The following is an 11,989-nucleotide window of genomic DNA, read 5'->3' on the forward strand; positions in this document are numbered from 1 at the left end:
AGCAAGGAAACCGCCATGTACGAAGGCCCCGTCCACGACCCACGCCTCCCCGGTCTGCGCCGCCGCGGCTTCCTCGCCGCGGCCGGCGGGGCGGCCGGCCTCGGCGCACTCGCCCTCGCCGGCTGCACGGGCCCCAGCGGGGGCGCCGCCGAGGGGGGCGGCACGCCCCGGCGCGGCGGAAAGCTGCGCGCCGCCTTCGCGGGCGGCGGCGCGAGCGAGACCCTCGACCCGCATCTGGCCAACCTCTTCGCCGACGCCGCCCGCGCCAAGGCCCTCTTCGACAAGCTCGCCGACTTCGGCGCCGATCTCGCCGCCGAGCCGCGGCTGGCCGCCTCCTGGGAGCCGAACGCCGCCCTGGACCGCTGGACGGTGCGGCTGCGCAAGGCGACCTTCCACAACGGCAAACCGGTCACCGCCCGCGATGTCCTCTACAGCTTCCGGCGTATCGCCGACCCCAAGAAGGCGTTCCGGGCCAAGGCCTCACTGGAGCCCCTCGACCTCAAGGCGAGCCGGGCCGCCGACGCGCGCACCGTCGAGTTCGTACTGAAGCGCCCGACCGCCGATTTCCCCAACCTCCTGGCCGCGTTCGGCGCCTCTATCGTCCCCGACGGCGCGACGGACTTCGACACGAAGCCGGTCGGCAGCGGCCCGTTCCGCTTCGTCTCCTTCACGCCCGGACGCTCCGCCGTCTTCCGGCGCAACGACGACTACTGGGACGGCGCGCCCTACCTGGACCAGCTGGAATTCCTGGTCGCCAACGAGGAGTCCGCACGCCTCAACTCCCTCCTGGGCGGCCAGGTCGAATACGCCCACGAGCTGACCCCGACGACCGCCCGCGCCCACGAGGGCAAGGGACAGATCGAGATCGTCCGGCTGCGCAACAGCGCGATGCAGGCATTCGCGATGAAGACCGACCGCCCGCCGTTCGACGACAAGCGGGTACGCGAGGCGTTCTTCCTCCTCACCGACCGCAGGGAACTGGTCGACGGCGCGCTCTCCGGCGCCGGCGAGATCGGCAACGACCTGTTCGGCAAGGGCTACGAGTACTACGCCGACGGTCTGCCGCAGCGCGAGCAGGACCTCGACCGGGCCCGCCACCTGCTGAAGAAGGCCGGCGCCGACGGGCTGCGGGTCACCCTCGACACCTCGCCCGTCGCCGCCGGGTTCACCGAGTCCGCCGCCATCTTCCGCGACCAGGCCGCCAAGGCCGGAGTGCGGGTGAAGGTGGCGATGGGCAGCAAGGACAGCTACTGGCAGGACACCCTCGACTCCGGAACGCTGTGCTGCTACCGCTCCGGCGCGATGCCCATCGAATCGCACTTCTCCCAGCGCCTGCTGTCCGGCTCCACCACCAACGCCACCAAGTGGCACCACAAGGACTTCGACGCGCTCTACCAGCAGGCCCAGTCCACCAGGAACAAGAAGGACCGGGCCGCCGTGTACACCCGCATGCAGCGCCGGCTGTACGCCGAGGGCGGCTTCCTGGTCTGGGGCTTCGCCGACTGGATCCTGGGCACCGCCCGTACGGTCCGCGGCGTGGCGCACCGGGCCCCCGCCAACACGCTCGACTGGGCCCGCTTCGACAAGGTGTGGCTCGCGTGACCGGTCTGCGGTCGTGGCTGGTCCGGCGGCTGCTGCTCGGTGCCGGACAGACCGCCGCCGTCGTACTGCTCGTCTTCGCCCTCACCGAGGCGCTGCCCGGCGACGCCGCGGTGGTGCTCGCCGGTGACCAGCCCGACCCCGGGCGGATCGCGGCCATCCGGGAGACCCTGCACCTCGACCGGCCCGCCCACGAACGCCTCGCGGCCTGGACGGCCGGGCTGCTGCACGGCGACCTCGGCACCTCGCTGGCCTCGGGCCGCCCGGTCAGCTCCTACCTCGCCGACGGCTTCGGCCCGACCCTGCTGCTCGCCGCGGTCACCCTGCTCCTGCTGGTGCCGCTGGCCGGCGGCCTCGGCGTACTGGCCGCCCGCCACGAAGGACGGCTCGTGGACCGCCTCATCAGCTCGGTGACCCTGGGGGTGTACGCGGTACCGGAGTTCGCCTTCGGGGTGCTGCTGGTGACGGCCTTCGCACTGCGCCTGGGCTGGCTGCCACCGACCGCCGTCGGCTACGGCGACGATCTGCTGGCCCACCCCGCGGCGCTGGTGCTGCCCGTAGTGGTGCTGCTGTCCCGGCCGGTGTGTTCACTGGCGCGGCTGGTCCGCGCCGGCATGATCGAGGCGCTGGCCTCGCCGTACGTCGCGCAGGCCCGCCGCTACGGCATCCCCGGCGCGCGGCTTCGCTATGCGCATGCCCTCCCCAACGCCCTTGCGCCCGCCGCCCAGCAGCTCGCCCGCACGGTCGACTGGCTGCTGTGCGGTGTCATCGTCGTGGAGGCCCTCTTCGTGATCCCCGGACTCGGAACGGTCCTGATGAATGCCGTCGCGGAACGCGATGTCCCCGTCATCCAGGGCCTGGCCGTCGTCTTCGGCTGCACCGCCGTCGTCCTCAACCTCGGCGCGGACCTTGCCACTTACCGCCTGGTGCCCCGAACGGGGGTGACGGCATGAATCCCCGTACGGCCCCCGGCCCGCGTCGCTTCACCCTCGCCCTGCTGATCATCACCGTCCCGCTGCTGCTCGCCCTGCTCGGACCGCTGTTCGCCGGGGAGCCGGGACCACGGGCCGCCTCCTTCACCCTCGGCGGCGGGCACTGGGCCGGCACCGACTTCGTCGGCCGGGACGTCTGGCGGCAGGTACTGCTCGGCGGCCGCCCGGTGCTCCTGACCGCCCTCGCGGCGACCGCGCTGGCCTACGCGGTAGCGATCCCGCTGGGCCTCATTGCCGCGCTGACCCACCGCGGTTGGCTGGAAGAGCTGCTGATGCGGCCGCTGGATGTGCTGCTCGCCGTGCCGTCGCTGCTGTTCCTGCTGCTGGTGGCGGCGGTCCTGACGCCCGATGCCGGCGGTCTGGCGCTGCTGGTGGCACTGGTCAACATCCCCGACGCCGTGCGAGCGGTCCGGGCCGCCACCGCCGAAGCGGCTGCCCGGCCCGCGGTCGAGGCACTGCGGATGCAGGGCGAGACCTGGTGGCGGACGGCCCTCGGCTATGTCGGCCGGTCGGCCCTGCGCACCCTCGCCGCCGACGCCGGGGTCCGGCTGACCGGTGTGCTCTACCTGGTCGCCACGGCCGCCTTCCTCGGCGTCGGCGCCGAACCGGACGCCGCCGACTGGGCGGTGATGGTCGACCGCAACCGGACGGGCATGTTCATCCAGCCCTGGGCCGTCGTGCTCCCCGCCGTCCTGATCATGGCGTTGACCATGGGCACCAACCTGCTCTTCGACGCCGCCCTGACCCGGCGCGACCGTAGGCCGGGGCGGGACCGCACGCCCGGACGCGACCGTAGGCCCGGACGCGACCGCAGGCCGGGGCGGGACCGTCGTGGCCGGAGGCTCGCACCGGTCGGTCGCGACGAAGGGCCCCCGCAGGACCGAGCACCGAGGCCCGGCCGCACCCCCGCCCCTCCGCCCACCGACGGCCCGCCCCGCGCGCCCGGACGAGACGAAAAGAGCAACCCGTGCATCTGAACGAGGCCGCTGAGGTCCAGGACCTCCGCGTCGAAATCGACGGCCGGGCCCTCGTCGGCGGAGTGAGTCTGCGGGTGCCACCCGGCCAAATCACCGCCCTGATCGGCGCCTCCGGCAGCGGCAAGACCACCACCGGGCTCGCCCTGCTGCACGAGTACCCGCCCGGCGCCAGGGTGACCGGCGAGGTCCGCGTCCCGCACACCCTCGTCGGCTACGTACCGCAGCACCCCGCCACCGTTCTCAACCCCGCCCGGCCGGTCGCCGCCCTCCTCCAGGACATCGCGCGCACCCAGGTACGCCATCTGCCCCGCCGCGCCCGCCGGTCCGAGATCCGGCACCGCATCCTGCGCGCCCTCGCACAGGCCCGGCTCCACGACGGCGAAGCCCTGCTGCACCGCTACCCCCACCAGCTCTCCGGCGGCCAACAACAGCGCGTCGTCCTGGCCCAGGCCCTGCTGACCGGCGCCGGCATCCTCGTTGCGGACGAACCGACCACCGGCCAGGACGCTGTGACGAAGCAGCAGGTCGCCGAGCAGCTGGCCGCGGTGGCCCGGGAGGGCATCGCGGTACTGCTCCTGAGCCACGACTTGGAGGTCGTCCGCACCCTGGCCGACCACGTCCATGTCCTGCGCACCGGCCGCATCGTCGAATCCGGCACCCCGGAACAGCTCTGGAGCCACCCTCAGCACTCCTGGACCCGGGCACTCCTCACCCCCGCTGCCTCCACCGAGCCGCCGGAGAGCCCACTCGTCCAGAGCACGGACGCGGAGACACCGGCCGACGACACCCCCTCCCGCCCGGCCGCCGCCGAGGCGGTGCTCCAGGTGCGGAACCTCACCGCCCACCACGGCGGGTCCACCGTCCTGCGCACCCCCGAACTGCTGCTCCCGCCCGGCTGTTCGGCCGTCGTGGGCCGCTCCGGCAGCGGCAAGACCACCCTCGCCCGCTGTCTCGCCGGTCTCCACCGCAGCTACGACGGGGAGATCCTGCTGGACGGCGTCGCGCTGCCCCGCAGCCTCCGCGACCGCACCCGCGAGCAACTGGCCGCCGTCCAGTACGTCTTCCAGGACGCCCGCGCCGCCTTCGACGAACACCGCCCGGTCCTCGACCAGGTGGCGCGCACCGCCGTCCGGCTGCGCGCGGTCCCGCGGACCGAAGCCCTCACCGAGGCCGAGCGCACCTTGAGCACCCTGGGGCTGCCCGGCGACCTCATACGCCGCCGGCCCACGGAGCTCTCCGGCGGTGAACTCCAGCGCGCCGCCCTGGCCCGCGCCCTGCTGGCCCGCCCCCGGGTCCTGATCTGCGATGAGATCACCTCCGGCCAGGACGCCGTCACCCGCCGCAGCCTGTGCACGCTCCTCGCCGACCTCGTACGGACCCACCCGGACCTGTCCCTGGTCCTGATCACCCATGACCGCGACACCGCGACCCTGGCCACCCGCATCGCCGTACTCGACGACGGCCACCTCATCGAACAGGGCCCGGCCGCCCAACTGCTCACCGCCCCCCAACACCCCCTCACAGCCGCCCTGCTGCAACCGGCACCCGAAGTCGGTGTCACGGTCTCCATGAGGCGCTGACGGATCGCGCCACCCCACGCCCGGGGAGCCGCCGAGGGAGCCACACCACCGACTCCCTTCCCGGCCTACACCTCGCCGGGAGTGTCCACCAGCCGCAACGGCAGCGACTTCAGACCGTTGATGAAGTTCGACACGAGCCGCTTCGGCGGACCGGCGACCGCCAGGGCGGGCAGCAGACGGCAGGTCTCCTCGTACAGCACCCGCAATTGCAGCCGGGCGAGATGGGCGCCCAGGCAGACATGCGGCCCGTCGCCGAAAGAGACATGGGGATTGGCGGACCGGGCCAGGTCCAGGCCGTGCGGGTCGGCGAACACCCGCTCGTCGTAATTCGCCGAACCGTGGAAGACCACCACCTTGTCTCCGGCGCGAACGGTGCGCCCGGCCAGGTCGGTGTCATGGGCCGCGGTACGGCGGAAGCTGAGCACCGGCGGATGCCAGCGCAGCAGCTCCTCCACAGCTGTCGCCATCCCCACGGCGCCCGCGCGCAGCCGGCGGTAGGCGTCCGGGTGGTGGGCCAGTGCCAGCAGTCCGCCGGGGGCCGCGCTGCGCACGGTGTCATTGCCCGCGATGGTCAGCAGAAAGAAGAACATCTCCAGCTCGGGCGTGGCCAGTTCCGGGTCCGAGGCGAGCACCGTCATCACATCGTCGCCCGGATGCCGCCGCTTGTGGGCGGCCAGTTCCCGCGCGAAGCCGAACATGTCCTGGAGCAGCGCGGGGGAGCGCGGGTTGGCGGGCCGCCCGTCCGGTCCTGTGGTGGCCGGGCCGGCCTCGTCCGGGTCCTGGTAGCCGATGACGCGCCGGGTCCAGTCCAGGAGCAGCCCGCGATCGGCGGCCGGCACCCCGAGCAGATCCGCGAGGTTGAGCAGCGCGAAGTCATCGGTGACGGCGGTGACGAGGTCACCCACCCCGTCCCCGGCACGTGCCGTGGCGACCGCTTCCGAAAGCAGGGCACGGGCCCGTTCACGGATGACGGCGCCGAAGCGGTCGACCTGACGAGGGGTGAAGGCCCGGCTGACCGAACGGCGCAGCCGACCGTGGTCCGGGGGATCCTGATTGAGCATCATGCGGCGAATGAACGGCAGGTCGGCAGGATCGGGATCGCGGATCTGGGTGGCGCCCAGGTGCGAGGAGAAGGTGCGGGCGTCCTTCAGGACCCGTACCACGTCCTGGTGGCGGGTGACGGCCCAGAAGCCCGGCCCGGCGGGCCAGCCGAGCACCTCGGGCTCCTCCTGCCAGGCCACCGGATACCGGTCGCGCAAGAGCCGAAACGCCGCGTGCGGCAGCCCGTCGGCATAGCCGCGCGGATCGAAGACGTCCGGCACCTCCCGGTCCGCGGCGTCGGCTGCGGACACGGTCATCCCGCCGCCGCTCCGTCATCGTCGGCGCGCAGGAAGTCCTCCACGGCCCGGATCAGTTCGAGCGGGGTCTCGTCCATGGCGTAGTGCCCTGCCGAGGGCAGCTCGACCAGCTCACTGCGGGTGTACCACCGCAGCCAGGTCTGCCGGGTCAGCTCCGCGTTGAGCGCGGGATCCAGCGTGCCGGTCACCGCCAGCGCGGGCACCGCCGACCCCTCGACCTCCGCGACGAACCCCTCCCCGGACCAGGAGTCCAGCCAGGAACGGAACGCCTTCGGATCGCTGCACTCCAGCGACCGCCGCACCATCCGGTCCAGCCAGGCGGCGGGCCGCTGCCCGCCCGTGGTGAGGTCGAGGATGGCCCGCCGGTTCCCCGGGGTGTGGGCAGCGGAGGAGAACAGCTCCCACTGCTCCGGCGGCAGCGGCAGACCGGAGGCGGGCACCGGAGAGATGCCGACCATCCGGCGCACCCGGCGCGGCGCCGCGGCCAGCACCCGCTGGACGACGCTCGCCCCCATCGAATGGCCGATCACCGAGAACCGCTCCCAGCCCAGCCGGTTGGCGAGCGCCAGCACATCGGCCGCCCCCTCACCGGTGGTGTACGCCCCGGCCGCGTCCTTCGCCTCGCCATAGCCACGGAGGTCGACCAGCGCGTACTGGAACGCGTCCTGGTCCAGATCCGGCCGGACCGGGTCGAAGGCCGACCGGTCGGCGAACCACCCGTGCACGGCGATGACCTTGTGCGATCCCGAGCCGTGCAAGGCATGGGGCAGTACGAAGGAAGCCACGCTCACTCCAACCGTGTGACGGAACCTGCCGACCGCGCAGGCCACCTGACCTAGTGCGACCACAGTGTCCTTAACATCCCTGCCCTGCAAGGGCGCCACGGGCCCGGTGGGCCGGGGGAGGAGGCAGGTTCACTGGTGCATCAGCCCTCGTACTCTTCCTCGCCTTCCTGGTCCTCATCGTCCTCATCGTCCTCATCGTCCTCATCGCCTTCGTCGTCGTACCAGCCTTCGACCATCCCGACGAGCCGTTCATCAACCGGATTGCCCACCTCGTCGTCCTCGGTGAACAAGCGGCGCAGCGCGTTCAGCGGGTACCAGTGCTCACCGGGACCGGCCCCGGGCGCGCCCACGCAGGGAGCGTCCAGGAGTCCCGGCGCTTCCGTCTCGCCGTAGAACGGCGGTACTTCGCCTGTGTCGAAGTCCGGCTCGAACTTCCAAACCCACCCCTTGCGGCGGCACAAGACTTCGCCGAGGTACCACACGGCGCCTTGGACGAAGAGGCTGCGGCGCTGCTGAGTGATCTCCTCCGTCTCGGTGTACGCCTCCCTCACCAGGTCTTCCAGCGCGTCCAGGGAGGCGTTGGAGTAGTCGAACAGGGCGACGCCGCCGGCTTCGTGGGCCCAGCGTCCGAAGCCGGTCTGTCGTTCGGTCAGCCACGCCAGGAGATCGGGATGACGGGTCGAGTCGTAGCTGTCACAGGGAGCAGACATGCCCGGAACCGTACCGAAGCCGATCCCTTGGCAGCCTGGCTCCGCACGCACAGATCGTTGGACAGGGACCGGGCCGGTTTCGGCCGGTTGTCGGCCGTGGAAGGTCACCTGTCGGTGAGCTGTCGGGGGCTGCCGGGACATTGGAGCTGGTGGGCGCCGGCCGCCAGCACCGCATCGTCCCGGCTTACGGGATCGGCGCTCCCGCCGCGGCCACCGCGCGGATCGCGGAGGAGTTCGACGGCTGGGCGCCGGAACTCACCGCGCTGATCACAGACGGCGACATCGCGCCGGTCCTGCGCCGCCTCCACGCTCTGCCGACCGGGCACCGGTGGGACCGGGTGCCGGGGGTGACCCTGCTCGGCGACGCCGCCCACCTCACGGCCCCGAACGGCGAAGGCGCCAACCTGGCCATGCTCGATGGCGCCGAACTCGGCAAGACCCTTGCCGCGCGCCCCGACGACATCGACGCCGCGCTCGCCGAGTACGAGCAGGCCATGTTCACCCGCAGCGCCGAGGCTGTCACTTTCGAAGGCGCCGAGGCCCACGGGCTCGACTCCGACAACTACACAGCCCACGACCTGATCGCCGCGTTCACCGGAAACGAGCAGGCCAAATAGGGCATTCGCCCAGGCGTGCGCCGTATTCGTGCGGGCCTTGGGCATCGAGGAACAGGCCAAGGCTCCGAACCGCGCCCGTCCGGGGCGCCGGCCGGGGGCGCGCCCGCCGCGCGTATGTATCGGATGATCGACCGGGTATGCCACCGGCGCATTCAGACTGCGGCGGCGCGCGCCCGGCCGGAGGGAGGAATCTGCCCCCTAAACCTCCGCTTCGGCTGTCGCGTTTTCCCTCACCACTCGTTGTCGCTCACGTGATTCCCTGTAGCGGCCCGACCTCGGGCATCAACAGCACCAAGAGCCCGCAGAGCGTCAGCTGGGCCGGCCGTATCGCCCTGATCGAACCCGCCCCCAGGTGGGCCCGCTACGCCCGCTATCTCGCGCCCCATTGGAAGGGCATGGCGCGCCTCGACAGTGCCAACGGCATCGGTGCGCTCCCGGCCGCGCTCCTGCTTCTGCTCGTGGCGGCCGTGCTGTTCGGCGCCGGGGGAGCGGGGGCGGCGCTGGCGGTACGAGCCGTCTGCGGCGAGCCCCATCTGCTCGGATTCTGGCTGGCCTTCGACGCCGCCACCGCGTTCGCCCTGGCCACCTCGTATTGGCTGGTGAGCCGCTACGGCCTGCGGTTTTACGACACCGACCCCGCCGACAACGAGATCTGGCGCCTGGTCACCGTCGCCAACACGGCCTGGCGCGCCCTTCCCCGCCCCCACCGCCGTATCCACCAGCCCCGACTGCGCGCCGCCAATACGGCCGCCCGTCTGCTGCTGACCGACCACACCGATACCCGCACCCGCCAAGCCCTGGCCACGCACACCGAACTGCTGCGTCAGCTCTCCGTCGCCGTCCTGCCGGACACCCCGCCGCACGACCACGCGGAGGAGGCCCTCACCGCCGCCCTCGCGCATCTGACGGACGAATGCCAGAACCTCCGGGACAGCGCCACCCCCACCTCACCCACGCCCCTCCCGTCGCTCACCGCCGCCCCGGCATAACGGGCCCGCACCTCTATACGAACGGCCCCCTCCCGAATCGACACCGTGACACGACCGGTCGCAGATTTCCTGGCCTGGCCTGGCCTGGCCTGGCCCGGTCCGGCCCGCTTCGCGGCGCCGGGGCATGCCCTCGGCACCTGAGCCGACAGCCTGCTCCATTGGGGGAATGCCCGCCCGCACACGTTCGAAGACGGCCCCGCGGTGATACCACCACTGGGTATGCGCCGAGCGTGCGCACTCGCTCGCGCGCGGCAGTCGTCCCCCTTCCGGCGCTGGTCACGGGAGGGGCGGGAGGCGGTGACGGCCCAGTGCGGAACCGGTCCGGCGGGGAGCGCGAGCGTTCCCCCGACGCTCACGGGAACGGGCCCCGGCGACCCCGGGGCACCGCGCGGCGTACCGCCCGCGGGGTCCGGGCCCTGGGCGTGCGCCGGGCGAGGGGACGTGCGCCGGACCGCGGCCCGGGGGAGGGCGTCGAGGTCTCGCCGACACTGCGGGTCGTGGCCGGATACGCCTGGCGCCTGATCATCGTGGGCGCGGCCGCCTACGCGATCTTCGCGGCGCTGGGCCGCTTTCATCTGGTGACGCTGGCCGTCTTCCTGGCCCTGGTGCTGACCGCCCTTCTGGAGCCGGCGGTCAGTCTGCTGAGCCGCTGGATGCCACGTTCGGCGGCGGTCGCGCTCGGCCTCGTGGTCGGCATCCTGCTCCTCTTCACCATTCTCAGTCTGATCGGGGCCACCGTCGCCGGTGAGTGGGACGGACTGCGCCGGGAGTTCGTCGGAGGCGTACAGCGCATCGAGCGCTGGCTCGAAGGGCCGCCGGTCCATCTGCGCCCGGGGACTCTCTCCGATCTCCAGGGCCGGTTGTCACGGTTCGTGACCAGCCATCGCGCCACCCTGATCAGCACCGCCCTCAGCGGTGTCGGTCAGGTCGTGGCCGTCCTGACCGTGGGAGTACTGGCACTCTTCTGCTCGATTTTCTTTCTGCATTCGGGCGACCGGATGTGGGCATGGTTCGGCGGCCAGCTGCCGGCGGGCGGGCGGCATCCCGTGCATGCCGCCGGGCGCGCCGCATGGACTACCTTCACCGGCTACACCCGGGGCATCGTGGTGGTGGCCGCCATCAACGCCGTTCTCGTAGGAGCGGGACTCTTCGCGCTGGGGGTTCCCCTCGCGCTTCCCCTGGCGGTGCTGGAATTCTTCGCCGCATTCATCCCGCTGGTGGGCTCGCCCGTGGCACTGGCCATCGCCGCCGTGGTGGCGCTGGCCGCGAAGGGACCGGTGGTGGCCGCCGTCGTCGTGCTGCTGATCGTGGTCATCGGACAGATCGAAGGCCATGTGCTGCACCCCCTGGTGATGAGCAAGGCGGTCCGGCTGCACCCGGTGGTGGTGGCCCTCACCGTTATCTGCGGCAGCGTCACAGCGGGAGTGCTCGGCGCGGTGGTCGCCGTACCGATGGTGTCGGTGGCCTGGTCCGTCTACGGCGTCCTGCGCGTGCCGCCTGCCCCGGCTTCCGCGGGGCGCTGAAGGGTTTCTACGCGGCCTCCCCGCTATGGCTGCCAGGCCGCCTTCCAGACGCTCGCCGAACGCCGCTTCTCGGACAGCCCGTCAGGCGACGGCGCCCTCGCTCCAGGCCCGGCTGAGGATCTCGTCGACGGTCTCGTCCACCGTCTGCTGCGAGGTGTCCAGCCACAGACCGATGTCCCGGGGAGTCCCGGCCGGCATCAGCTGGTCCAGGTCCCGTACGGTCCAGTCGGGCCCGTACGCCGTCTTGGGACGGGATGCCTCGCGCGCCTCGACCGCCGCCGGATCGGGGAGCAGCACGACGACCGCGAGCGGCCTGGTCTTGATGAACCCGGTCATCTCGGCGAGGTAGTCGCCGATGAGGATGTCCTGCGCGATGACGGTGAAGCCGGCCTGCGCATACTCGTCGGAGCAGTGCGCCGTCAGCCGGTAGCGCAGTTCGAGCTGGGCGACGGCGTGCTTCTCCGCGTCGGGCGTCATATTGATCTGACCCCGGACGATGTTGCGGCGGAAGGTGTCACCGCGCAGGTGGACGGAGCGGGGCAAGCGCTCGGCGAGCGCCTGGGCCACCGTGGACTTGCCGGCTGCCTGGATGCCGGTGATCACCACGACGCCGCCGTCGTTCCACGGCCCCTGCGGGGTCACTCGTCCGGGAGCGTGTGTGGTCATGGTGCGGGCGCGCTGCCCTTCTGCTGTGCGCTGGTCGGAATCGGCCTGAAGTCCGAACACTGACAGATCGCCCGGTCGGCCGCACGGATTATTGGGCCGGGGCCGATCCGGGTACCTGGCCCTGGGGCTGGGCCGGCCTTCCGGGGCAGCCGGGGTCCGAGCCCGAGCCCGAGCCCGCGATTACGGGGCGCAT

9 protein-coding genes and 2 pseudogenes are annotated in these 11,989 nt (G+C 72.2%); 7 read left to right on the plus strand and 4 right to left on the minus strand.

The features are described 5' to 3' along the window. Positions 1-15: 15 nt before the first annotated feature. From AC3EUV_RS23655 to AC3EUV_RS23670, 4 genes and pseudogenes are all read left to right on the plus strand, one after another. On the plus strand, positions 16-1,602 hold the full coding sequence (locus AC3EUV_RS23655; protein ID WP_435603838.1) for an ABC transporter substrate-binding protein: 1,587 nt from the start codon (positions 16-18) through the stop codon (positions 1,600-1,602). Then, on the plus strand, positions 1,599-2,552 hold the full coding sequence (locus AC3EUV_RS23660) for an ABC transporter permease (protein WP_432142498.1): 954 nt from the start codon (positions 1,599-1,601) through the stop codon (positions 2,550-2,552). The genes AC3EUV_RS23655 and AC3EUV_RS23660 overlap by 4 nt, the downstream gene beginning before the upstream one ends. Beyond that, positions 2,549-3,391, plus strand: a pseudogene (locus tag AC3EUV_RS23665) (ABC transporter permease subunit); the annotation flags it as partial. The gene AC3EUV_RS23660 and the pseudogene AC3EUV_RS23665, both read left to right, overlap by 4 nt. A 167-nt stretch (positions 3,392-3,558) precedes the next feature. Further along, positions 3,559-5,148 carry an ABC transporter ATP-binding protein gene (locus AC3EUV_RS23670; protein ID WP_435603839.1) on the plus strand — a complete coding sequence of 530 codons (1,590 nt, stop codon included), beginning with the start codon at positions 3,559-3,561 and terminating at the stop codon, positions 5,146-5,148. A gap of 65 nt (positions 5,149-5,213) precedes the next feature. On the opposite strand, the gene AC3EUV_RS23675 is transcribed toward AC3EUV_RS23670, so the two are convergent. From AC3EUV_RS23675 to AC3EUV_RS23685, 3 genes are all read right to left on the minus strand, one after another. After that, positions 5,214-6,506, minus strand: coding sequence for a cytochrome P450 (locus AC3EUV_RS23675; protein ID WP_435603840.1), 1,293 nt, complete (start codon positions 6,504-6,506; stop codon positions 5,214-5,216). After that, positions 6,503-7,291 carry an alpha/beta fold hydrolase gene (locus tag AC3EUV_RS23680; protein WP_435603841.1) on the minus strand — a complete coding sequence of 263 codons (789 nt, stop codon included), beginning with the start codon at positions 7,289-7,291 and terminating at the stop codon, positions 6,503-6,505. Before AC3EUV_RS23680 ends, AC3EUV_RS23675 begins: the two co-directional genes overlap by 4 nt. Before the next feature lie 140 nt (positions 7,292-7,431). Beyond that, a complete protein-coding gene (locus AC3EUV_RS23685; protein WP_435603842.1) occupies positions 7,432-8,001 on the minus strand; it encodes a hypothetical protein in 570 nt (189 codons plus the stop codon). A gap of 203 nt (positions 8,002-8,204) precedes the next feature. On the opposite strand from AC3EUV_RS23685, the pseudogene AC3EUV_RS23690 reads away from it, so the two are divergent. The 3 genes and pseudogenes from AC3EUV_RS23690 to AC3EUV_RS23700 form a co-directional block, all read left to right on the plus strand. Next, a pseudogene (locus AC3EUV_RS23690) lies at positions 8,205-8,618 on the plus strand (FAD-dependent oxidoreductase); the annotation flags it as partial. Positions 8,619-8,869: 251 nt separating this feature from the next. Beyond that, positions 8,870-9,607 carry a hypothetical protein gene (locus tag AC3EUV_RS23695; RefSeq protein ID WP_432142503.1) on the plus strand — a complete coding sequence of 246 codons (738 nt, stop codon included), beginning with the start codon at positions 8,870-8,872 and terminating at the stop codon, positions 9,605-9,607. Between the two features lie 497 nt (positions 9,608-10,104). Further along, positions 10,105-11,130: an AI-2E family transporter gene (locus tag AC3EUV_RS23700; protein WP_432142504.1), complete on the plus strand. Its 1,026-nt coding sequence runs from the start codon at positions 10,105-10,107 to the stop codon at positions 11,128-11,130. A gap of 81 nt (positions 11,131-11,211) precedes the next feature. Here the strand turns inward: AC3EUV_RS23700 and AC3EUV_RS23705 are convergent, their stop codons facing one another. Continuing rightward, on the minus strand, positions 11,212-11,796 hold the full coding sequence (locus AC3EUV_RS23705) for an AAA family ATPase (RefSeq protein ID WP_435603843.1): 585 nt from the start codon (positions 11,794-11,796) through the stop codon (positions 11,212-11,214). Positions 11,797-11,989: the final 193 nt, after the last annotated feature.

The sequence above is a fragment of the Streptomyces sp. bgisy130 genome (assembly GCF_057708345.1).